The 21,111-nt window shown below is 70.8% G+C and carries 19 protein-coding genes and 1 pseudogene; 12 read left to right on the top strand and 8 right to left on the bottom strand.

From position 1 onward, the window contains the following. Nucleotide 1 precedes the first annotated feature (1 nt). Together ACWDX7_RS03395 and ACWDX7_RS03390 are read right to left on the bottom strand one after the other, a co-directional pair. Nucleotides 2-808 (bottom strand): phosphatase, encoded by an 807-nt coding sequence (locus tag ACWDX7_RS03395; protein WP_451488470.1) that lies wholly within the window; start codon nt 806-808, stop codon nt 2-4. Nucleotides 809-885: 77 nt separating this feature from the next. Continuing rightward, nucleotides 886-1,464: an SACE_7040 family transcriptional regulator gene (locus ACWDX7_RS03390; protein WP_451488471.1), complete on the bottom strand. Its 579-nt coding sequence runs from the start codon at nt 1,462-1,464 to the stop codon at nt 886-888. A 112-nt stretch (nt 1,465-1,576) separates the two neighbouring features. On the opposite strand from ACWDX7_RS03390, the gene ACWDX7_RS03385 reads away from it, so the two are divergent. Genes ACWDX7_RS03385 through ACWDX7_RS03370 form a run of 4 tightly spaced genes read left to right on the top strand, consistent with a single transcriptional unit; the run spans nt 1,577 to nt 7,514 of the window. Continuing rightward, nucleotides 1,577-3,193, top strand: coding sequence for a carboxyl transferase domain-containing protein (locus ACWDX7_RS03385; RefSeq protein WP_451488472.1), 1,617 nt, complete (start codon nt 1,577-1,579; stop codon nt 3,191-3,193). Nucleotides 3,194-3,209: 16 nt separating this feature from the next. Further along, a complete protein-coding gene (locus ACWDX7_RS03380; RefSeq protein ID WP_451488473.1) occupies nt 3,210-5,414 on the top strand; it encodes an ATP-binding protein in 2,205 nt (734 codons plus the stop codon). Beyond that, entirely contained in the window at nt 5,411-6,346 is a 936-nt protein-coding gene (locus ACWDX7_RS03375) for a hydroxymethylglutaryl-CoA lyase (protein WP_451488474.1), read from the top strand. The genes ACWDX7_RS03380 and ACWDX7_RS03375 overlap by 4 nt, the downstream gene beginning before the upstream one ends. Nucleotides 6,347-6,353: 7 nt before the next feature. Beyond that, nucleotides 6,354-7,514 carry an acyl-CoA dehydrogenase family protein gene (locus ACWDX7_RS03370; protein WP_451488475.1) on the top strand — a complete coding sequence of 387 codons (1,161 nt, stop codon included), beginning with the start codon at nt 6,354-6,356 and terminating at the stop codon, nt 7,512-7,514. Between the two features lie 292 nt (nt 7,515-7,806). Here the strand turns inward: ACWDX7_RS03370 and ACWDX7_RS03365 are convergent, their stop codons facing one another. From ACWDX7_RS03365 to ACWDX7_RS03355, 3 genes and pseudogenes are all read right to left on the bottom strand, one after another. After that, nucleotides 7,807-8,418, bottom strand: coding sequence for a hypothetical protein (locus ACWDX7_RS03365; RefSeq protein ID WP_451488476.1), 612 nt, complete (start codon nt 8,416-8,418; stop codon nt 7,807-7,809). 528 nt (nt 8,419-8,946) lie between these two features. After that, a pseudogene (locus ACWDX7_RS03360) lies at nt 8,947-9,564 on the bottom strand (helix-turn-helix domain-containing protein); the annotation flags it as partial. Between the two features lie 178 nt (nt 9,565-9,742). Next, nucleotides 9,743-10,030, bottom strand: a complete 288-nt coding sequence (locus ACWDX7_RS03355; protein ID WP_451488477.1) for a chaplin — start codon at nt 10,028-10,030, stop codon at nt 9,743-9,745. A gap of 403 nt (nt 10,031-10,433) precedes the next feature. Between ACWDX7_RS03355 and ACWDX7_RS03350 the strand changes: the two genes are divergently transcribed. Together ACWDX7_RS03350 and ACWDX7_RS03345 are read left to right on the top strand one after the other, a co-directional pair. Continuing rightward, nucleotides 10,434-10,637, top strand: coding sequence for a hypothetical protein (locus ACWDX7_RS03350; RefSeq protein WP_451488478.1), 204 nt, complete (start codon nt 10,434-10,436; stop codon nt 10,635-10,637). A 515-nt stretch (nt 10,638-11,152) separates the two neighbouring features. Beyond that, a complete protein-coding gene (locus ACWDX7_RS03345) occupies nt 11,153-11,290 on the top strand; it encodes a hypothetical protein (RefSeq protein ID WP_451488479.1) in 138 nt (45 codons plus the stop codon). 9 nt (nt 11,291-11,299) lie between these two features. On the opposite strand, the gene ACWDX7_RS03340 is transcribed toward ACWDX7_RS03345, so the two are convergent. Next, the gene (locus ACWDX7_RS03340) at nt 11,300-11,503 is read right to left on the bottom strand and encodes a hypothetical protein (RefSeq protein WP_451488480.1); all 204 of its coding nucleotides are present in this window, start codon (nt 11,501-11,503) and stop codon (nt 11,300-11,302) included. Between the two features lie 151 nt (nt 11,504-11,654). Here ACWDX7_RS03340 and ACWDX7_RS03335 point away from each other — a divergent pair, with 151 nt between their 5' ends. From ACWDX7_RS03335 to ACWDX7_RS03310, 6 genes are all read left to right on the top strand, one after another. Then, on the top strand, nt 11,655-12,692 hold the full coding sequence (locus ACWDX7_RS03335; protein ID WP_451488481.1) for an ABC transporter substrate-binding protein: 1,038 nt from the start codon (nt 11,655-11,657) through the stop codon (nt 12,690-12,692). Nucleotides 12,693-12,741: 49 nt separating this feature from the next. Then, nucleotides 12,742-13,641, top strand: a complete 900-nt coding sequence (locus ACWDX7_RS03330) for a siderophore-interacting protein (RefSeq protein WP_451488482.1) — start codon at nt 12,742-12,744, stop codon at nt 13,639-13,641. Nucleotides 13,642-13,819: 178 nt separating this feature from the next. Continuing rightward, a complete protein-coding gene (locus tag ACWDX7_RS03325) occupies nt 13,820-15,301 on the top strand; it encodes a pyridoxal phosphate-dependent decarboxylase family protein (RefSeq protein ID WP_451488483.1) in 1,482 nt (493 codons plus the stop codon). Beyond that, nucleotides 15,285-16,595: a lysine N(6)-hydroxylase/L-ornithine N(5)-oxygenase family protein gene (locus ACWDX7_RS03320; protein WP_451488484.1), complete on the top strand. Its 1,311-nt coding sequence runs from the start codon at nt 15,285-15,287 to the stop codon at nt 16,593-16,595. Before ACWDX7_RS03325 ends, ACWDX7_RS03320 begins: the two co-directional genes overlap by 17 nt. After that, on the top strand, nt 16,592-17,179 hold the full coding sequence (locus ACWDX7_RS03315) for a GNAT family N-acetyltransferase (protein ID WP_451488485.1): 588 nt from the start codon (nt 16,592-16,594) through the stop codon (nt 17,177-17,179). Before ACWDX7_RS03320 ends, ACWDX7_RS03315 begins: the two co-directional genes overlap by 4 nt. Continuing rightward, nucleotides 17,176-18,957, top strand: a complete 1,782-nt coding sequence (locus tag ACWDX7_RS03310; RefSeq protein WP_451488486.1) for an IucA/IucC family protein — start codon at nt 17,176-17,178, stop codon at nt 18,955-18,957. Before ACWDX7_RS03315 ends, ACWDX7_RS03310 begins: the two co-directional genes overlap by 4 nt. Nucleotides 18,958-19,116: 159 nt before the next feature. Here the strand turns inward: ACWDX7_RS03310 and ACWDX7_RS03305 are convergent, their stop codons facing one another. Together ACWDX7_RS03305 and ACWDX7_RS03300 are read right to left on the bottom strand one after the other, a co-directional pair. Beyond that, nucleotides 19,117-19,368, bottom strand: coding sequence for a hypothetical protein (locus ACWDX7_RS03305; RefSeq protein ID WP_451488487.1), 252 nt, complete (start codon nt 19,366-19,368; stop codon nt 19,117-19,119). 105 nt (nt 19,369-19,473) lie between these two features. Further along, nucleotides 19,474-21,105: a beta-N-acetylhexosaminidase gene (locus tag ACWDX7_RS03300; RefSeq protein WP_451488488.1), complete on the bottom strand. Its 1,632-nt coding sequence runs from the start codon at nt 21,103-21,105 to the stop codon at nt 19,474-19,476. Nucleotides 21,106-21,111 lie beyond the last annotated feature (6 nt).

The following is a 21,111-nucleotide window of genomic DNA, read 5'->3' as shown; positions in this document are numbered from 1 at the left end:
GCTAGGCGGCGTCCAGCAGGCCCGCCGTGTCCAGGAGGTAGGCCACCAGCGGGTCGTAGTACCGGGGGTCGCGGACGTGGTCGTCGAGCGGGACCGCCACCTGGAGGGTGCCTTCGGCCTCGCCCAGGAAGAGCGCCGGGTCGTTGCAGTCCGCGTAGCCCACCGCGTCCAGTCCCCGCTGGGCCGCGCAGCCCGCCCAGCCGTGGTCGGCGACGACCAGGCCGGGCTGGGGGCGGCCGGCCGCCGTGAGCCCGTCCAGGATCGCGGCCATCGGCTCCGGCGAGTGGGTGTGCCACAGCGTCGCGCCGCGTTCCAGGACGGCGACGTCCGCGAACTGCCATACCGAGCCCTCGTCGGCCGTCAGGCCCTGCGGGATCACCACGATCTCGCAGCCCGCCGCGCGCAGCGCCTGCGCCGTGGCCCGGTGGACGTCCAGCAGGCCGCCCGGATGCCCGGTGGCCAGCAGCACGCTCTGCCGGTCCAGCGCCGCCTTCCGCAGCCGCGCCGCCATCCGGTCCAGCCCGGCCACGGTCAGTTCGGGGTCGATGGTGTCCTGCCCGTACCGGACCTCCGGGTCGTCCACGACCCCGCACCGCTCCGCCATCACGGCGAGCACGTCCTGCTCGTCCGCCCAGCGGCCGCCCAGCTCCAGGCCGAGCCAGTAGTGGCGGTCGCCGTTGGCGAGCTTCCGGTAGTGGGCGAGGTTGTTCTCGCGCGGTGTGGCGACCTGCCCCGCGATCCGCGTGCGGACCAGGTGGTCGATGAGTTCGGCGCGGGAGGGTACGGGCGTCTCTATCGGCTTCGGCATGGGGGCCATTGTGCCGCCGCCCGGCCGGAGCCGTCGGCTCCGTCCCGGCTCGCGGTCGCCCCTGCCCCGCGGCCACCTCACCCCGACAGCGCCCCGAACGCCCCGTGCGCGAGCCTGCGCAGCAGCGACTCCGTCGCCTCCCGCCCCAGCGCCGCCAGGTGGGGGGTGGAGTTCAGCAGCCCGAAGACCGCGTGCACGGACACCCGTACCTCCGCCTCGTCCACCTCCGGGTGCAGTTCCCGTACGACGTCCACCCACAGCTCGACGTACTGGCGCTGGAGCTGCCGTACGAGCTTGCGGTCGGCGTCCCGCAGGCGGTCGAGCTCCCGGTCGTGCAGGGTGATCAGCGCGCGGTCGTCGAGCGCGAAGTCGATGTGGCCGTCGATGAGGGAGGACAGGACCCGGGCCGGGTCGCCGACCGCTTCCGCCACCCGGTGGCGGCCGCCGCTCAGCAGCCGTTCACTGATACCGACCAGGAGCTCGGCGAGCATGGCGTCCTTGCCCGCGAAGTGCCGGTACAGGCCGGGGCCGCTGATGCCCACCGCGGCCCCTATCTCATCGACGCCGACGCCGTGGAATCCGCGCGCGGCGAAGAGACGAGCGGCCTCGTTGAGGATCTGCTCGCGACGGGTGGGGGCGGCCGCTCTGGTGCTCATGGGAATACATTCTAGACAGGGCCGTTAGCGGTCGTTAACCTAAGCCCCACACGCGTTAACGACCACTAACACCGTGGACCGAGCAAGTGGACCGAGCAAGGGAGCTCGACCGATGCAGCAGGCACCAGTGCTGACGAGCGCCGCGGACCCGGCGTCCGAGGCCTGGCGGACCAACGAGGCCGCCCACCACGAGCTGACCGAGGGACTGCGCGCCCGGCTCGCCGCGGCCCGGCTCGGCGGCGGCGAGAAGGCCCGCGCCCGCCACACCGCCCGCGGCAAGCTCCTGCCCCGCGACCGCGTGGACACCCTCCTCGACCCCGGATCCCCCTTCCTGGAGCTGGCCCCGCTGGCCGCCGAGGGCATGTACGGGGGCGCGGCCCCGGCCGCCGGGGTGATCGCGGGCATCGGCCGGGTCAGCGGCCGCGAATGCGTCATCGTCGCGAACGACGCCACGGTCAAGGGCGGCACGTACTACCCGATGACCGTCAAGAAGCACCTGCGCGCCCAGGAGGTGGCCCTGGAGAACCGTCTCCCCTGCCTCTACCTGGTCGACTCGGGCGGCGCCTTCCTGCCCATGCAGGACGAGGTCTTCCCCGACCGCGAGCACTTCGGCCGCATCTTCTACAACCAGGCGCGCATGTCGGGGGCGGGCATCCCGCAGATCGCCGCGGTCCTCGGCTCCTGCACGGCGGGCGGGGCGTACGTGCCGGCCATGAGCGACGAGGCCGTCATCGTCCGGGGCCAGGGCACCATCTTCCTGGGCGGTCCGCCGCTGGTGAAGGCGGCCACCGGCGAGGTCGTCACGGCCGAGGAGCTCGGCGGCGGCGAGGTCCACTCCCGGATCTCCGGGGTGACCGACCACCTCGCGGAGGACGACGCGCACGCGCTGCGGATCGTACGGAACATCGTGGCGACCCTGCCCGCACGCGGGCCGCTGCCCTGGTCGGTCGAGGCCGCCGAAGAGCCCAAGGTGGACCCGTACGGGCTGTACGGCGCGGTCCCCGTCGACTCCCGCACCCCCTACGACTCCCGCGAGATCATCGCGCGGGTGGTGGACGGCTCGCGCTTCCAGGAGTTCAAGGCGGAGTACGGCCAGACGCTGGTCACCGGCTTCGCCCGGATCCACGGCCACCCGGTCGGGATCATCGCCAACAACGGCATCCTCTTCTCCGAATCCGCCCAGAAGGGCGCCCACTTCATCGAGTTGTGCGACCAGCGCGGCATCCCCCTGCTGTTCCTCCAGAACATCTCGGGCTTCATGGTCGGCCGCGACTACGAGGCCGGCGGCATCGCCAAGCACGGCGCCAAGATGGTGACGGCGGTGGCCTGCACCCGGGTCCCCAAGCTGACGGTGGTGGTCGGCGGCTCGTACGGCGCGGGCAACTACTCGATGTGCGGGCGGGCGTACTCGCCTCGGTTCCTGTGGATGTGGCCTAACGCCAAGATCTCCGTCATGGGCGGGGAGCAGGCGGCCTCCGTGCTCGCCACGGTCAAGCGGGACCAGATCGAGGGCGCGGGCCAGGAGTGGCCCGCCGAGGACGAGGAGGCCTTCAAGGCCCCGGTCCGCGCGCAGTACGAGGAACAGGGCAACGCCTACTACGCCACGGCGCGGCTGTGGGACGACGGGGTCATCGACCCGCTGGAGACCCGGCAGGTGCTGGGGCTGGCCCTGACCGCGTGCGCGAACGCCCCGCTGGGCGACTCGGGCTTCGGCATCTTCCGTATGTGACGTGAGGACCTCTTCCATGTTCAGCACTGTTCTGGTCGCCAACCGCGGCGAGATCGCGGTACGGGTCATCCGCACGCTGCGGCAGCTCGGCATCCGCCCCGTGGCCGTCTTCAGCGACGCGGACGCGGACGCCCGCCATGTACGGGAGGCCGACACGGCCGTCCGGATCGGCCCGGCGGCGGCCGCCGAGAGCTACCTGTCGGTCGAACGGCTCCTGGACGCGGCCCGCCGCACCGGGGCCGAGGCCGTCCACCCGGGCTACGGGTTCCTCGCGGAGAACGCCGCCTTCGCCGCGGCGTGCGCGGAGGCGGGCCTGGCCTTCATCGGGCCGCCCGCCTCCGCGATCTCCCTGATGGGCGACAAGATCCGGGCCAAGGAGACGGTGAAGGCGGCCGGGGTCCCGGTCGTTCCCGGTTCCTCGGGCAGCGGCCTGACGGACGCCGAACTGGCCTCGGCGGCCGAGAAGATCGGCATGCCGGTCCTGCTGAAGCCCTCGGCGGGCGGCGGCGGCAAGGGCATGCGCCTCGTGCGGGACGCGGCCGTGCTGGCCGAGGAGATCGCGGCGGCGCGGCGCGAGGCCCGCTCCTCCTTCGGGGACGACACGCTGCTCGTGGAGCGGTGGGTGGATCGGCCGCGGCACATCGAGATCCAGGTGCTGGCGGACGCGCACGGGAACGTGGTGCACCTCGGCGAGCGCGAGTGCTCGCTCCAGCGCCGGCACCAGAAGGTGATCGAGGAGGCGCCGAGCGTCCTGCTGACGCCGGAGCTGCGGGCGTCGATGGGCGCGGCTGCGGTGGAGGCCGCCCGCTCGTGCGGGTACGTCGGCGCGGGCACGGTGGAGTTCATCGTCCCGGGCGGCGATCCGTCCTCCTACTACTTCATGGAGATGAACACCCGGCTCCAGGTGGAGCACCCGGTGACGGAGCTCATCACCGGCCTGGACCTGGTGGAGCAGCAGCTCCGGGTGGCGGCCGGGGAACCGCTCGGCTTCGACCAGTCCGGCGTCCGGCTCACCGGGCACGCGATCGAGGCCCGCGTCTGCGCGGAGGACCCTGCGCGCGGGTTCCTGCCGTCCGGCGGGACCGTCCTCGCGCTGTCGGAGCCCTCGGGCGGCGCGGTGCGTACGGATTCGGGGCTGCTGGCGGGCGTGCCGGTGGGTTCCTCGTACGACCCGATGCTGTCGAAGGTGATCGCGTACGGACCCGACCGGGCCACCGCCCTGCGGGTGCTGCGCGGTGCGCTGGCCGACACGGTGATCCTCGGTGTCCAGACCAACGCCGGTTTCCTGCGTCGCTTGCTGGCCCACCCGGACGTGGTCTCCGGCGACCTGGACACGGGCTTGGTCGAGCGGGACCTGCCCTCGCTGCTCCCGGACGGGGTGCCGGCCGAGGTCTACGCGGCGGCAGCCCTGCTGGCGCGGGGACCCGGGGTTCTGCCCGGGACACCGGTCCTCAACCGCCGGACGGGCTCGGAGGTTCCGCCGGACGGGCCGGGTGGGCGCCGCCCGGAGGGTGCTTCCACCAGCGGCGCCGGGTGGGTCGACCCCTTCGGTGTACCCACCGGCTGGCGCCTCGGCGGGACCCCGGCCTGGACGGTCCACCACTTCCGCCTCCCGGGCCGGGATCCGGTACAGGTTCACACTCGCCCCCTGGGCACGGACTGCGAGCTGCTCGTCTCCGATCCCGCCGAGGCACATCCAGCCTCGCCGGCGTCCGAGGCGCAGGGCCTGGAGCAGCGCCCCGGCGCACCGGCACATCCAGCCTCGCCGGCGTTTGAGGCGCGGGGTCTGGGGCAGAGCCCCGGCGCACCGGCGCGAGCCCGGATCGTGGCCCGCACCACCGACACCGTCACCATCGAACTCGACGGCGTCACCCACCGGTTCAGTCACGCCACCTCTCCCGAGGGGGCCTGGCTCGGCCGGGACGCCGACAGCTGGCACGTCCAGCACCACGACCCCGTCGCCGCCGAGGGCTCGACGCACGCCGGGGCCGACACCCTGGCCGCCCCCATGCCGGGCACCGTCACCGTCGTCAAGGTGGCCGTCGGGGACGAAGTGACGGCGGGTCAGAGCCTGCTCGTGGTGGAGGCGATGAAGATGGAGCACGTCATCTCCGCCCCCCACGCCGGGACCGTCACCGAGCTGGACGTCTTCCCCGGAGCCACCGTCGCCATGGACCAGGTCCTGGCCGTGGTCACCCCCGCCAAGGAGGAAGGCGCATGAACGGGCTGCCCATGACCGTACCGGCCGCCGAGCTCCCCGCGCGCGTCCGGATCCACGAGGTCGGCGCCCGCGACGGGCTGCAGAACGAGAAGTCGGCCGTCCCGACCGAGGTCAAGGCGGAGTTCATCCGCCGCCTCGCCGCCGCCGGGCTGACCACGATCGAGGCCACGAGCTTCGTCCACCCCCGGTGGGTTCCCCAACTGGCGGACGCCGAGCAGCTGTTCCCGCAGGTCCGGGACCTGCCGGGGGTCAGCCTGCCCGTCCTCGTGCCCAATGAGCGGGGGCTGGAGCGCGCCCTCGCCCTCGGGGCCACCCGCATCGCCGTCTTCGGCTCGGCCACCGAGACCTTCGCCGCCCGCAACCTCAACCGCACCGTCGCCGAGTCCCTCGCCATGTTCGAGCCCGTCGTGGCCCGGGCCAAGCAGCAAGGGGCTCACGTCCGCGGCTATCTCTCCATGTGCTTCGGCGACCCCTGGGAGGGCGCGGTCCCCGTCGACCGGGTGGTCTCCGTCGCGAAGGCCCTGCTGGACCTCGGCTGCGACGAGCTCAGCCTCGGCGACACCATCGGCGTGGCCACGCCCGGCCATGTCCAGTCCCTCCTCGCCGCCCTGAACGGGGCGGGCGTCGCGACCGACCGGATCGGCGTGCACTTCCACGACACCTACGGCCAGGCGCTCTCCAACACCCTCGCCGCGCTCCAGCACGGCGTGAGCACGGTCGACGCCTCCGCGGGCGGCCTCGGCGGATGCCCGTACGCCAAGAGCGCCACCGGCAATCTCGCCACCGAGGACCTGGTGTGGATGCTCCAGGGCCTCGGCATCGAGACCGGGGTCGATCTGGCCGCCCTCACCGCCACGAGCGTGTGGATGGCCGGACAGCTGGGCCGCCCCAGCCCTTCCCGTACCGTCCGCGCCCTCTCCCACAAGGAGTAACGAAGACATGTCCCTCGACCACCGGCTCACCCCCGAGCACGAGGAACTCCGCCGCACCGTCGAGGAGTTCGCGCACGACGTCATCGCGCCCAAGATCGGCGACCTGTACGAGCGGCACGAGTTCCCGTACGAGATCGTCCGCGAGATGGGCCGCATGGGCCTGTTCGGCCTGCCCTTCCCGGAGGAGTACGGCGGCATGGGCGGCGACTACCTCGCCCTCGGCATCGCCCTGGAGGAGCTGGCCCGCGTCGACTCCTCGGTGGCCATCACCCTGGAGGCGGGGGTCTCCCTCGGCGCCATGCCCCTCTACCTGTTCGGCACCGAGGAGCAGAAGCGGCGGTGGCTGCCGAAGATGTGCTCCGGCGAGATCCTCGGCGCCTTCGGCCTGACGGAGCCGGACGGCGGCAGTGACGCGGGCGGCACCCGCACCACCGCCGTGCGGGACGGCGACGAGTGGGTGATCAACGGCTCGAAGTGCTTCATCACCAACTCCGGTACGGACATCACGGCGCTGGTCACGGTGACCGCGGTGACGGGTCGCAAGGCGGACGGACGCCCCGAGATCTCCTCGATCATCGTGCCGTCCGGCACTCCCGGTTTCACGGTCGCCGCCCCGTACTCCAAGGTTGGCTGGAATGCGTCGGACACGCGTGAGCTGTCCTTCCAGGACGTACGGGTGCCCCTCGCGAACCTCGTCGGCGAAGAGGGCCGCGGCTACGCGCAGTTCCTGCGCATCCTGGACGAGGGGCGCATCGCCATCTCCGCGCTGGCGACCGGCCTGGCGCAGGGCTGTGTGGACGAGTCGGTGAGGTACGCCAAGGAACGCAAGGCCTTCGGCCGCCCGATCGGCGACAACCAGGCCATCCAGTTCAAGCTGGCCGACATGGAGATGCGCGCCCACATGGCCCGCATCGGCTGGCGTGACGCGGCTTCCCGCCTCGTGAAGGGGGAGCCGTTCAAGAAGGAGGCGGCCATCGCGAAGCTCTACTCCTCGACGGTGGCGGTCGACAACGCCCGCGAGGCCACCCAGATCCACGGCGGCTACGGATTCATGAACGAGTACCCGGTGGCGCGCATGTGGCGGGACTCCAAGATCCTGGAGATCGGCGAGGGCACCAGCGAGGTGCAGCGCATGCTCATCGCCCGCGAGCTGGGCTTCTCCGCCTGACGCACCTCCAGCGGGGCGCGCCCCTGCCCCGGTCCGTGTGCGAGGCCGGGGGAGGTCCGGCGCACCGCGCGGCCGGGGGTGGCCCGCAGGCGGGAGGGTCAGGGTGCCGGAGAAGCTCAGGGGCACTGGCTCTTGGTGGCCGGTGAGTGTCATGGTCCCGCCGCGTACGACGGAGCGCGCCCGGCTGAGGAGATATCTCAGCCGGGCGCTTGCCCCCGGGTCCCGCACTCGATGGTGTGATGTCCCGGGTCGGTGCTTCTGGCTGGCACGGCGACGCGCTCACCGGAGGTGTTCAGCAGGGAAGCGTGGTCTTCCCGGCAGCGCCGGTGGCGCCAGTGGCACCGTCCGCGAACATCGTGGCGGCGGTGCCGTTGCCTCCGGGCTTGCCAGGGCATACCGGGCTGGCCGCGCCACCGGCGCCGCCCTTGCCGCCCGTGTGGCCGCCACCCACGATGGAGGCGCCGCCGTTGCCGCCCTTGCCACCGGCGATACCGGCGCCGGCATCGCCGACGCCGCCTACGCCGCCCTTGCCGCCGGTGCCGCCGAGCTTGGCCTCTCCACCGTAGCCGCCGTTGCCGCCGTTGCCGTTGGCGCCGCCGGCGCCCCCGGCGCCCCCGGAACCGCCGACGCTTGCGATGCCGGTGGCGTTGCCACCACCGCCTCCGGTGCCACCGTTGCCGTTGGCACCCGCGGCGCCACCGGTGCCACCGAGGCCGCCGATACCGCCGAGGATCCCCACCCCGCTGGCGCCGTTACTGCCGGGGGCCCCGACGGCGTTGTGAGTCCGGAAGCTGCCCGTGCCGGGCTGGGTGGAGGCGAGGGCGGGAGTGGCGGTGAGGCCGACTACGGCGATCGCCGCGATCAGGAAGGTCCGGGCAGTGGGCGCGGTGCGCATGGCGCGCATGATGTACGTCCTTTGGTTTGTGCAGGTGGAGAGGTTCTCCGCCTGACAACCCTCAACATAGGGAAGCGCGACGCACTGCACACTCTGAAAGATGATCAAATGTCTTTAAATAGACTGAACCATCGAACTTTGGCCGTAAGGTCGAATTTTGGGATCGTCATCGACGACGCTCCGCCTTCCGTCACCTCACCACTCGGGGCACCGAGGAATGAATCGGCTGCCGCTGCACCGGTCAGTGCAACTGAATGGGGGTCACAACGATGTGAGGCGGGCGGCCGGCGTCAGCGGGGCCCGTGGACGGCGTCGACACCCGGGCGGGTGCGCGCCGCGGCAGAGTCGGCCACGTCGGCTTCTTCCCTGCGGAGGCGCTTGAACTGATGATGCCAGGAGAAGGTTGCGATGCATTCGGCGTCCGGCCGAGAGAGCTAGTGCTGTGACCGCATTGGTTCGCCGGGCTTGTCAGGCTGTGGTTTTGAGAGGGTGTCCGCCCCAGCGGATGCCTTTCTCGCCGCGGATGCGGGCGCGTTCCTTGTGATAGGTAGCCGGCAGCCAGTTGGGGTGTCCCTGGCCGGCCCAGCCCGAGCCTGCGGTGGGCCGGATTCCGAGGGGGCCGAACTCGTCGAACGCGAAGGCCCGGTCAGGGAAGCGGTCCAGGACCTCCTCGATCCGGTCCAGTTTTCGCCTCGCGGCCGGGAACGGGAGCATCCTTCCACGTCTTGGTCCGCTGGAAGGTGAAACCGCGGCGGGCGAGGAGGCGGCGTAATGCCTCGCGGCCGACGCGTATGGTCCGGCCGTGGACTTTGCGCAGGCAGGCGGCGAGTTTGCGCAGTGACCAGCGGGTGAAAGACTGGCCGAGCTTGACCGGGCGGGTGGTGGCCGTCTGGATGACGAAGTCCTCGTCGTCAGTGCTGAGCAGGCGGGGACGGCCTCCGCCCACTGAGGGTCCAGGCAGTCCAGGCCGATCTCGTTGAACCGGTGGATCACGTCGCGGACGGTGTCCTCGTCCGCCTGGACCAGTTGGGCGATCACCGGGACGCGGTTTCCGCCGGCCGAGGTCAGCAGCATCATCGCGCGCCGATAACGCACCGAACTCGTGCTGCCCCGGCGCACGATCTGCTGCAGCCGCTGTCCCTCCTGATCGGTCAGTCTGCGGCCCGATGCCGGTGGTGCAGTGCCGGCATCGGGCGGATATGGGTACGGCCTCCCCTGGAGGGTGAGGGGAGGCCGTTTTGTTCAGGGCGGTTGCCCTGCGGCTGGTTTTTGAAGCTTGCGGATCTGCGGTCGGTACCCTGCTCTCAGCAGGACGTCACGACCGGTGTTGCTGTCAGTACTTGCCGTTGTGGTCGGCCTTGTGGTGGCCGTCCTTGAAGCCGCCGTTGTTGATGCAGGTGTTGCCGAAGGCCGGGTTGAGAGCGCCGACGATGTTGACGGTGTTGCCGCAGATGTTGACCGGAATGTGAATGGGCACCTGGACGACGTTGCCGGAGAGCACGCCGGGAGAGCCCACGGCAGCGCCCTCGGCGACGGCGTCAGCGGCGGCCATGCCGGCGCTACCGGCCATGACAGCGCCAGCGGCGAGGGTTACGGCTACCGACTTTGCGAAACGCGACATCGAGATCTCCTTGAAAACCGGACCCGCCGCAGGGAATGCGGCATGGACACCCTTCCAACAGCACGACCCTCCCGCCGGTCACAGAAGTTAGGCCGAATGGTGACCCGGCCTCCCTTGCCGCCGGAACAGCCCCCGGGTCGGCATCTCCCACCAGATCACCCCCAGAGCCTCCCGGAATGGACCATGCGGCGATCACAGCAACGAGATGGGCTCCCGCGCTGGGCGGTGTTGCGTGACCCGGTCCGCGAAAGCCCACGGTGGAAGTACCGCGCCGCGTCCCCGCCCATGAGGGCCGGTTCCGCCAATCGGCTTGATCTTGTGTCGGCGTCGGCTTGGCGCAGTGAGAGCGGGACGCCTTCCCTCTAGCTTCAAGGTGCCCTTTGTTCTCTCGAAAGGTGAAACCATGCGCTCTGTGCGCTCTGTGCTCTGCGTCCTCGCCGCCGGTGCGATCGTCCTCGGCGGTGCGTCGGCGGCCAGCGCCGACGTGGTCGTCACGACCGGCGACCCCTCGTACACCTTCGTCTTCGGCGACTGGCTCCAGTTCGCCGGCGACGACCTGTTCAACGCGGGACACGACAACACCACCGTAGGCAACTTCAAGCACTGACCGCACGCGATGACCGCTCCCGGTGGCCCTACCCGCCTCTCGCCCCACAGGACGCGCAAGGGGATCGCCGGGAGCGGCCGTGTGCCGCAACGTGGAAAGAGGCTCCAACGGCCGATGCGGGAGCCGGTCCAGGGCCCTCACGGACCGGAACGCACAGGCCAGGAGCGAGCCGGGACAGGAAGCCGCGTCCGTTGCACTCGGCGCCGACGGCCTGCTCCGACCGATCCCTGCGGACCCGATCGGATGCAGCCACACGGTGAAGCAGCCGCCCGAGTTGAACTCCGCGGCGTAACCCCGTAAAAGTGCGGCAGCAGGGCCTCCTGACACTCGGGCGAGTCGCACGCCCGAGCTGTCAAGAGGCCTTTCTTTCACGCCCCGGCCACCCCGTGCGTGTGGACAAGGCCAGCATCAAGGCCAGGCGTGAGGTGTGGCTGAGCCTGCGATGTCGTGCACTCCCGCTGCCGCACCAGTGCGCACTGCCGCGCGCGCCGGGATGCGCACACGGAGAGTGATTGGTGCGGGTCGACCGCATCCGTTGCGCGCACCCCCTGGGCGACGACGCCCGCATCCGTACGCTGCTGGCCACGCTGGCCGCCGTCGCGGAGACCGCCGCCCTGCTGTACCTGCGCGAGCGGCTGTACGCGCAGGAGTGAGGATGTGGTTCAGGCACGGTGGAACAGGTCCCCGGTGTTCACCGGACCCCGGCCACCCCACCCCAGGCCCGCACGGCGAGGCACCTCCCGCCCCTCGGCGAGCCACTGGCGCTCGACGGCGTCGTAGATCGGCGCGTCGGACACCTGCCGGAACTCCTCGGCCATCCGGGCGAATCCGGCTCGCTCGGGCGGCGAAGCGGTTTGCTGCTCCATGCCCGGGTCCAACGAACCGGGGTATCCGATGTGGCGGCGCGTGACCGTTCCGTCATTAGGGCCCCTTATCGTTTTCGGCAAGGTTAGGCTAACCTTCCCTCCGAACGGCCTCGTGGCCGCCCTGCACCCACGCACGAAAGCGGACATCGCCATGCCCCAGTCCCGAACCACCCTCCTCTCCCGCCGCGGTCTGATAGCCGCCGGCGGCGCCCTCGGCCTCGTGGCGGCGCTCACCGCCTGCGGCGGCGCCGACTCGGCGAAGGGCGACGGGGGCAAGGACAAGGGCGCTTCCGCCTCAGGTCCCTGGTCGTTCAAGGACGACCTCGGCAAGGACGTCACCGCCAAGTCCACCCCGAAGAACATCGTCGCCTTCACGGGCACGGCCGCCGCCCTGTACGACTACGGCATCCCGGTCAAGGGCGTTTTCGGCCCGACCACGACCGCCGACGGCAAGCCCGACGTCCAGGCCGGCTCGATGGACGTCTCCAAGGTGAAGATCCTCGGCAACGTCTACGACGAGTTCAACGTCGAGGAGTACGCGGCCCTCCAGCCCGAACTGCTCGTCACCAACACCTGGGACGGCACGTACTGGTACGTCCCGGAGGCCTCCAAGGACAAGATCCTGAAGCTGGCCCCGGCCGCCGCCATCTCCGTGGGCGGCGATGCCACCCTCGACAAGGCGCTGGCGCGCACCGCGGACCTCGCAAAGTCCCTGGGCGCCGACATGAACGCCAAGACCACCGTCGACGCCAAGGCGCGCTTCGAGGCCGCCTCCGCGAAGCTGCGCGAGGCCACCAAGGCCAACCCGGGCATCAAGGTGCTCGTCGGCTCCGGTTCCGCCGAGCTGTTCTACGTCTCCACCGCGAAGACCTCGGCCGACCTGAAGTACTTCGAGTCCCTGGGCGTCGAGTTCGTCACCCCGGAGAAGCTGGACGAGGGCGGCTTCTTCGAAAGCCTCAGCTGGGAGAACGCCGGCAAGTACAAGGCCGATGTGGTCCTGCTCGACAACCGCACCGGCACCCTGCAGCCGCAGGAGCTGAAGGCGAAGCCGACCTGGGCCGAGCTGCCCGCCGTCAAGGCCGGCCAGATCACCCCGCGCGTTACCGAGCCGATCTACTCGTACGACAAGTGCGCGCTGATCCTGGAAGACCTCGCGAAGGCCATCCAGAACGCCAAGAAGGTCAGCTGAACTCCGGCGCCCGCACGCGCCGTAACGATTCCCAGGGGGGACTCTCCGCATGACCGTCACCGCATCCGACGCCCCGGCCGTGGCCCACTTCCGCTTTTTCGCGCTCGAAGTGCTCCGCACCCGCCGTCTCGGGCACTCGTTCCTGCGCGTCACGTTCGGCGGTGAGTCCCTCGCGGACTTCCGCTCGGGCGGCTACGACCAGAGCCTCTCGCTCTTCCTGCCGCCCGCCCACCAGGAGCACACCCTCCTCCCCTCCACCAACGAGGACACCTGGTTCGGCGCCTGGCGGGCCATGCCGGACGAGGACCGTCCGGTGATGCGCTCCTACACCGTGCGCGAGCAGCGCCGTACGGCCGGCGGCGTGGACGAGCTCGACATCGACTTCGTCCTCCACGGGGATGCGTCCCCCGCATCGCGCTGGGCCGGGCAGGCCGTCACCGGCCGGCGGATCCTGGCGATCGGGCCGGCCGTCGCGGAGAACAAGTCCGTACGCTTCCAGCCGCCGGCCGCCACCGACGCGATCTGGATGTACGCGGACGAGACCGCCCTGCCCGCCGCGGCCGCCATCCTGGACCGGCTGCCCGCCGGCACCCCGGTCCGGGCCTGGTTCGAGGTCCCGCACGCCGACGACCGTCTCGCGCTGTCGACGTCCGCCGACGCGGACATCACCTGGATCGTGCGCGAGACCGCGGGCCGCGAGCGGACGGAGCAGGTGCTGACCGCGCTGCGCACGGCCGGGCCGGTCGACGCCGAAGCCCCGTACGTCTGGCTCGCCGGTGAGGCCGGTACGATCCGGGCGGTGCGCCGCCACTTCGTACAGGAGCGCTCCGTCGACCGCCGCGCGGTGCGCTTCACCGGCTACTGGCGGCTGGGTGCGACCGAGGAGGAACTGCTCGCCGAGGCGTACGCGGGCAAGGCCGCCAGCGAGGATCCCGCATCCGAGCTGTAGTCCGAGGAGCACCAACTGCGCTGTTCAGCGCTGTTTTTGACGGATGGGCCCCGGTTTCACGCCGGGGCCCATCCGCATTTGGACAACTAGTAAGGTTAGGCTAACCTAATCACTGCTTGCCCACCTTGCTTCCCCACCCCCTTCCCCACCCTGCTCTTCCCTGCCCGGAGGAAAGTTGATGCGTTCGCATCTGCTCAATGAGACGACCGCTGACCTCTACCGGCGTTCCGTCACCGAGGGCGTCGAACGCGTGGCCGCCAAGATCGCCACCACGGAACGGCCGCACACCGGCATATCCGTCGACGAACTCGCCCCGGTCATCGCCGGGATCGACCTGGACAAGCCGCTGGAGGACCCGGCCGCCGTCCTCGACGAGCTGGAAGAGGTCTACCTGCGCGACGCGGTGTACTTCCACCACCCGCGCTACCTCGGGCACCTCAACTGCCCGGTCGTCATCCCGGCGGTGCTCGGCGAGGCGATCCTCTCGGCCGTCAACTCCTCCCTGGACACCTGGGACCAGTCCATCGGCGGCACGCTCATCGAGCGCCGCCTCATCGACTGGACCGCGCAGCGCATCGGCCTGGGCCCCGGCGCGGACGGCATCTTCACCTCCGGCGGCAGCCAGTCCAACTTCCACGCGCTGCTGCTCGCGCGTGACGAGGCCTGCCGGATCGTCATGAAGAACAGCGACCGCGCCCTGCCGAAGTCCGAGGTCCTCCCCAAGCTCCGCATCTTCACCTCCGAGGCCAGCCACTTCAGCGTGAAGAAGTCGGCCGCCATGCTCGGACTGGGCTACGAGGCCGTCATCGCCGTCCCCGTCGACCGCAACCGCCGGATGGACACCTCCGTACTGGCCCTGGAACTGGAGAACTGCGAGCGCGAGGGCCTCTTCCCGATGGCCGTCGTGGCCACCGCCGGCACCACCGACTTCGGGTCCATCGACCCGCTCCCCGAGATCGCCGGCCTGGCCGCCGCGTACAGCGCCTGGATGCACGTTGACGCCGCGTACGGCTGCGGACTGCTGGTCTCCCCCACCCGCCGGCACCTGCTCGACGGCATCGAACTGGCCGACTCGGTTACGGTCGACTACCACAAGTCCTTCTTCCAGCCGGTCAGTTCCAGCGCGATGCTGGTCCGCGACCGCGACACCCTCAAGCACGCGACCTACCACGCGGACTACCTCAACCCGCGCCGCATGGCGCAGGAGCGGATCCCGAACCAGGTCGACAAGTCCATCCAGACCACGCGCCGCTTCGACGCGCTCAAGCTCTGGATGACCCTGCGCGTCATGGGCGCCGAGGGCATCGGCTCCCTCTTCGACGAGGTCGTGGACCTGGCCGCCGCCGGCTGGGAGATCATCGACGCCGATCCGCGCTTCGAGGTCGTCGTCAAGCCGCAGATCTCCACCCTCGTCTTCCGCTACGTCCCGGAGGGCGACGTACGGGGCGACCTCGTGGACGAGGCCAACCTGCACGCCCGCAAGGCGCTGTTCGCCTCCGGTGAGGCCGTCGTCGCCGGCACCAAGGTGGACGGCGACCAGTACCTGAAGTTCACCCTCCTCAACCCGCAGACCACGACGTCCGACATCGCGGCCGTCCTCGACCTTCTCGCCGCTCACGCCGAGCAGTTCCTGGGAGAATCCCTTGTCCACGCCTCGTGAACCCCGCCGGCCCCTCGATTTCATCGGTATCGGTCTCGGTCCCTTCAACCTGGGACTCGCCTGCCTGACCGCGCCGATCGACGAGCTCGACGGCCTCTTCATCGAGTCGAAGCCGCACTTCGAGTGGCACGCCGGGATGTTCCTGGACGGCGCCCACCTGCAGACGCCGTTCATGTCGGACCTCGTCACGCTCGCCGACCCGACCTCGCCCTTCTCCTTCCTGAACTACCTGAAGGACCAGGGCCGGCTGTACTCCTTCTACATCCGGGAGAACTTCTACCCGCTGCGGGCCGAGTACAACGACTACTGCCGCTGGGCGGCCGACCGCCTCGACAACGTCCGCTGGTCCACCTCCGTCAGCGAGGTCACCTACGACGAGCAGGCCGGGCTGTACGAGGTCCACACCGCCGGGGGCGAGACCTTCCGGGCCCGCCACCTGGTCCTGGGCACCGGAACCCCGCCCTTCGTACCCGAGGCCTGCGCCAACCTGGGCGGCGACTTCCTGCACAACTCCTCGTACGTGCAGAACAAGGCCGAGCTCCAGCAGAAGAAGTCGATCACCCTGGTCGGCTCCGGGCAGAGCGCCGCCGAGATCTACTACGACCTCCTCACCGAGATCGACGTGTACGGCTACCAGCTCAACTGGGTCACCCGCTCACCGCGGTTCTTCCCGCTGGAGTACACCAAGCTGACGCTGGAGATGACCTCCCCCGAGTACGTGGACTACTTCCACGCCCTGCCCGAGGACACCCGCTACCGGCTGGAAACCCAGCAGAAGAACCTCTTCAAGGGCATCGACGGCGATCTCATCAACGCCATCTTCGACCTGCTCTACCAGAAGAAGATCACCATGCCGGGCCCGGTCACCACCACCCTGCTGACCAACACCTCGCTGAACAGCACGGCGTACGACACCACCACCGGCACCTACACGCTGGGGCTGCGCCAGGAGGAGCAGGAGCGGGACTTCTCCCTCACCTCCGAGGGCCTGATCCTGGCCACCGGCTACAAGTACCGCTTCCCGGAGTTCCTCAGCCCCGTGCGCGACCGGCTGAACTTCGACGGCCACGGCCGGCTGGACGCCGCGCGCAACTACAGCGTCGACACCACCGGCCGGGGGGTCTTCCTCCAGAACGGCACGACGCACAACCACTCCCTCACCTCGCCCGACCTGGGCATGGCCGCGTACCGCAACGCGTACATCATCGGTGAGCTCCTCGGCCGCGAGTACTACAAGGTCGAGAAGTCCATCGCGTTCCAGCAGTTCGCAGCCCCGGAAGGCACGCACGCATGAGCACCACCACCGAGACCCTCTACACGCGCACCGACGCGGCCCTCGGGACCTTCTCCATCCGCCGCATGGACCCCTTCGCCGACGCGCGGTTGCTCCACGGCTGGGTCACCCACCCCAAGGCCTCGTTCTGGATGATGCAGGACGCCTCGCTCCCGGACGTGGAGCGCGAGTACATGAAGATCGCCGCGGCCGAGCACCACGACGCCTTCATCGGCCTCCACGAGGGCCGCCCGGCCTTCCTCATGGAGACCTACGACCCGAGCGAGCTGGAACTGGTCGGTCTGTACGACGCCCGGCCCGGGGACGTCGGGATGCACTTCCTCGTCGCGCCGAGCGACCGGCCGCTGCACGGCTTCACCCGCGCGGTCATCACCACCGTCATGGCGGCCGTGTTCGCCGACCCGGCGACCGAGCGCGTCGTGGTCGAGCCGGACGTACGCAACACGGCGGTGCACGCCCTGAACGCGGCGGTCGGCTTCGTGCCCGACGGGCCGGTCCGCAAGCCGGAGAAGGAAGCGCTGCTGAGTTTCTGCACCCGCGCGCAGTTCGAGGCCGCCACGGCCGCGCAGGGGGTCTCCATATGAGCCTCGCCGACGCCGTCTCCCACCTCTCCCCCCAGCTGTGGGCCCGCGCCAACCGCGCGCTGGTCCGCAAGGCCCTCGCGGAGTTCTCCCACGAGCGCCTGCTCACCCCGAAGCCGCTCGGCGATGACCGGTACGCGGTCCTCAGCGACGACGGCACGGTGGAGTACCGCTTCACGGCCGCCCTGCACGCCCTGGACCACTGGGCGGTGGACGAGGCCTCCGTCACCCGCCACCGGGGCGGCGAGCAGCTGGAGCTGGACGCCCTGGACTTCCACATCGAGCTGCGCGAGACCCTGGGCCTGAGCCCGGAGGTCCTGCCGGTCTACCTGGAGGAGATCTCCTCCACCCTGGCCGGCGCGGGCTACAAGTACACCAAGCCGCAGGTCTCCTCCGCCGTCCTCGCGAAGTCCTCCTTCCAGGACATCGAGACGGGCATGACCGAGGGCCACCCCTGCTTCGTGGCGAACAACGGCCGCCTCGGCTTCGGCGTGCACGAGTACCTGTCGTACGCCCCGGAGACGGCGAGCCCGGTCCACCTGGTGTGGGTGGCGGCGCGCAAGGACGTCTCCACCTTCACGGCGGGCGCGGGCCTGGACCACGACTCCTTCGTCCGCGAGGAGCTCGGCGAGGTGGCCGTGGCCGGCTTCGCCGCCAAGCTGGCCGCCCTCGGCCTGGACCTGGCCGACTACCACCTGCTGCCGGTGCACCCCTGGCAGTGGTGGAACAAGACCTCGGTCACCTTCGCCGCCGAGATCGCCAACCGTCGCCTGGTGCTCCTGGGCGAGGGCGAGGACGCGTACCTGGCGCAGCAGTCGATCCGCACCTTCTTCAACACCACCACGCCGACGAAGCACTACGTCAAGACGGCGATCTCGGTGCTGAACATGGGCTTCATGCGCGGCCTGTCGGCCGCGTACATGGAGGCCACCCCGGCCATCAACGACTGGCTCCACCAGCTGATCGAGTCGGACTCCGTCCTGAAGTCGGTGGACTTCTCGATCATCCGCGAACGCGCGGCGATCGGCTACCACCACCGCCAGTACGAGCGGGCCACCGACCGGTACTCCCCGTACCGCAAGATGCTCGCCGCGCTGTGGCGCGAGTCGCCGGTGAACTTCGTGGGCGGGGACGAGCGCCTCGCCACCATGGCCTCGCTGCTCCACGTGGACGCCGACGGCAAGTCCTTCGTGGGCGCGCTGATCGAGGAATCGGGCCTGACGCCCGCCGAGTGGCTCCGCCACTACCTGCGGGCCTACCTGGTCCCCCTCCTGCACTGCTTCTACCAGTACGACCTCGCGTACATGCCGCACGGCGAGAACACGATCCTCGTCATCGAGGGCGGCGTGGTGAAGCGGGCGATCTTCAAGGACATCGCCGAGGAGATCGTGGTCATGGACCCGGACGCGGTCCTGCCGCCCGCGGTCGAGCGGGTCCGGGCGGACATCCCGGAGGACATGAAGCTGCTGTCCGTCTTCACGGACGTGTTCGACTGCTTCTTCCGCTTCCTGGGCTCGATCCTCGTCTCGGAGGGCATCTGCGAGGAGCAGACCTTCTGGCGGGCGGTGGCGGACTGCGCCCACGACTACCAGGACTCCGTCCCGGCCCTCGCGGACCGCTTCGAGCGGTACGACCTGTTCGCGCCGGAGTTCCAGCTCTCCTGCCTCAACCGCCTCCAGCTGCGGAACAACAAGCAGATGGTCGACCTCGCCGACCCGTCCGCCGCGCTCCAGCTGATCGGCACCCTCAAGAACCCCGTCGCGCCCTTCGCCCGGCGGTGACCCGGGGGCGGGCGGGGCCGTCGATACGGTCCCTCGGCGGCCCGCCCGTCCCCCCGGCGGCGTGTCCGTGAAGCCATGTCCGGCCCTCTTCACAGACACGCCGCGCCATCCGGCATCCCCCGTCCGCGCCGCTTCGGGGCGGTCATGGCAGGCCCCGGGTCACTCCCCGCAGCCGCCGCAGCCGCCCCCGGACTGCTGCTTCTCCCACCAGGACCGCCCGCTGTCCGCCGGCTCCGGGTCCGCGCCCGACCGCTCGCCTGGCGCCGCCTTCGGCTCTTCCTTCCACCAGAACCGCGTGCAGCCGCAGACTCCGAGTCCGCCGGGCGCACCGAGGCAGGTCCCCAGGGACCGGGCGTGGACACCGCGCGGATGATCGCATTCTCCGCATATGTGCGCTGCGAACGCGGCCATGGGGGCCTCCACATCCATCGGTCTGCGCCGGTGACGCTCCAAGTCTGCCGGGACCGGCCCTCGTTGTGGAGGCGTTTCTACGAGCACCTCTGGTGAACCGCGCCTTCACCCGCTCCGCGTGCGCGCCCCCTGCTCCCAGGGAACGTCCGCCGCCCGGTGGAAGTTGACGTCCTGTGCGTCCAGCCGCGGCCCCTGCGCCGCCAGCCGCTCCCGGTACGACGCCCAGCCCAGCGCGCCCGCCGGGGACCAGCCCAGCTCGGCCAGCCCCAGCACCCTCGGGAAGGCCATGTACTCCAGGTCGCCGCGCGTCGCGATCGTCTCCGTCCACAGCGGCGCCTCCACGCCCAGGACCGAGGACTCGGGGACGTCGGCCAGATAGGAACCGGGGTTCCAGTCGTAGGCCTTGCGCACCGGGACGAAGCCGGCCCACGACAGGCCCGGCCCCGTCTTGGCGTCGTACTTCATGTCCAGGTAGAGCCGGTCCGCCGGCGACAGGATCACCGGGTGCCCCGCCTTCGCCGCGGCGGCCACCGCCGCCTTCTCCGCGGCCGCCGTCCGGTCGTGTCCCCAGTACTGGAGCACCGCCCCCGGCGCCGGGCGCGCCGCCGCCAGCTGGTGCCAGGCCACGACCGTCTTCCCGTACCGGCCCACCACCTCCTGCGCCCGGTCCATGAAGGCCGCGTAGTCGGCCGCGGGCGTCGCGTGCGCCTCGTCGCCGCCGATGTGCAGGTAGCGGCCCGGTGTCAGCTCCGCGACTTCGCGGAGCACGTCCTCGACGAACTCGTAGGTCCGCTCCTTGCCGACGCACAGGGAGCTGAAGCCCACCTTGGTGCCGGTGTAGCGCTCGGGCGCCTTCCCGTCGCAGTTCAGCTCCGCGTACGAGGCGAGCGCGGCGTTGACGTGCCCCGGCATGTCGATCTCCGGGACCACGTCCATGTACCGCTCGCCCGCGTACGCCACGAGTTCCCGGTAGTCGTCCTTCGTCCAGTACCCGCCCGGTCCGCCGCCGACCTCGCCGACGCCCCCGTACTCCGCGAGCCGCGGCCAGGAGTCGATCGCGAGGCGCCAGCCCTGGTCGTCGGTCAGGTGCAGGTGCAGCGTGTTGATCTTGTACTGGGCTAGCTGGTCGACGTACCTCTTCACCTGCTCCACCGTGAAGAAGTGCCGCGCGATGTCCAGCATCGCTCCCCGGTAGGCGAATCGGGGCGCGTCGGTGACGGTCCCGCCCGGCACCGTCCCCGCCCCGGCGGCGGGCACCAGCTGCCGCAGGGTCTGCCCCGCGTGGAACAGCCCGGCCGGTGTCCGCGCGGTCAGGGTGATCCCGTCCGGACGGGACTCCAGCCGGTAGCCCTCCTTCCCCACCCCCTCGGCCGCCTCGTCGATCCGGAGCCGGATCCCGTCCCCCTGCTCCCCGTCGACCACGGGCAGCGGCAGCCCGCTCGGGCCGCGCAGCTGCTCCGCGAGGAGCTCGCCGACCTGGCGGACCTCCTCGCCCGATCCCGGGCCGGTACGGATGACCGTGCCGGCCCCGAAGAGGTAGCCGGGGCCTTCGGCCCGGGCGGAGACCGGCGCCGGCAGGAGCCGTTCGTAGGGCGCCAGAGCGGCGGGCCGCGCGTCGCCGGGCCTGGCGTCGCCGGATCTGGCGTCGTCGCCGCGGGCGGTGGCGCAGCCGGTCAGGAAGGCGGGGGCCGCGCTGAGGACCAGGAGGGTGCAGAGCGTGCGTCGCAGGACTCTCATGCGCAC

The sequence above is a fragment of the Streptomyces sp. NPDC003034 genome (assembly GCF_053591375.1).
Note: the sequence above shows the minus strand (reverse complement) of the source record. Positions and strands in the feature narration are given on the sequence as shown.

What these genes read in the sequence shown, in the direction of transcription:
- ACWDX7_RS03395 (WP_451488470.1), bottom strand. Translation starts at nt 808, where the DNA reads ATGCCGAAGCCGATAGAGACGCCCGTACCCTCCCGCGCCGAACTCATC.
- ACWDX7_RS03390 (WP_451488471.1), bottom strand. Translation starts at nt 1,464, where the DNA reads ATGAGCACCAGAGCGGCCGCCCCCACCCGTCGCGAGCAGATCCTCAAC.
- ACWDX7_RS03385 (WP_451488472.1), top strand. Translation starts at nt 1,577, where the DNA reads ATGCAGCAGGCACCAGTGCTGACGAGCGCCGCGGACCCGGCGTCCGAG.
- ACWDX7_RS03380 (WP_451488473.1), top strand. Translation starts at nt 3,210, where the DNA reads ATGTTCAGCACTGTTCTGGTCGCCAACCGCGGCGAGATCGCGGTACGG.
- ACWDX7_RS03375 (WP_451488474.1), top strand. Translation starts at nt 5,411, where the DNA reads ATGAACGGGCTGCCCATGACCGTACCGGCCGCCGAGCTCCCCGCGCGC.
- ACWDX7_RS03370 (WP_451488475.1), top strand. Translation starts at nt 6,354, where the DNA reads ATGTCCCTCGACCACCGGCTCACCCCCGAGCACGAGGAACTCCGCCGC.
- ACWDX7_RS03365 (WP_451488476.1), bottom strand. Translation starts at nt 8,418, where the DNA reads ATGCGCGCCATGCGCACCGCGCCCACTGCCCGGACCTTCCTGATCGCG.
- ACWDX7_RS03355 (WP_451488477.1), bottom strand. Translation starts at nt 10,030, where the DNA reads ATGTCGCGTTTCGCAAAGTCGGTAGCCGTAACCCTCGCCGCTGGCGCT.
- ACWDX7_RS03350 (WP_451488478.1), top strand. Translation starts at nt 10,434, where the DNA reads ATGCGCTCTGTGCGCTCTGTGCTCTGCGTCCTCGCCGCCGGTGCGATC.
- ACWDX7_RS03340 (WP_451488480.1), bottom strand. Translation starts at nt 11,503, where the DNA reads ATGGAGCAGCAAACCGCTTCGCCGCCCGAGCGAGCCGGATTCGCCCGG.
- ACWDX7_RS03335 (WP_451488481.1), top strand. Translation starts at nt 11,655, where the DNA reads ATGCCCCAGTCCCGAACCACCCTCCTCTCCCGCCGCGGTCTGATAGCC.
- ACWDX7_RS03330 (WP_451488482.1), top strand. Translation starts at nt 12,742, where the DNA reads ATGACCGTCACCGCATCCGACGCCCCGGCCGTGGCCCACTTCCGCTTT.
- ACWDX7_RS03325 (WP_451488483.1), top strand. Translation starts at nt 13,820, where the DNA reads ATGCGTTCGCATCTGCTCAATGAGACGACCGCTGACCTCTACCGGCGT.
- ACWDX7_RS03315 (WP_451488485.1), top strand. Translation starts at nt 16,592, where the DNA reads ATGAGCACCACCACCGAGACCCTCTACACGCGCACCGACGCGGCCCTC.
- ACWDX7_RS03310 (WP_451488486.1), top strand. Translation starts at nt 17,176, where the DNA reads ATGAGCCTCGCCGACGCCGTCTCCCACCTCTCCCCCCAGCTGTGGGCC.
- ACWDX7_RS03305 (WP_451488487.1), bottom strand. Translation starts at nt 19,368, where the DNA reads ATGGCCGCGTTCGCAGCGCACATATGCGGAGAATGCGATCATCCGCGC.
- ACWDX7_RS03300 (WP_451488488.1), bottom strand. Translation starts at nt 21,105, where the DNA reads ATGAGAGTCCTGCGACGCACGCTCTGCACCCTCCTGGTCCTCAGCGCG.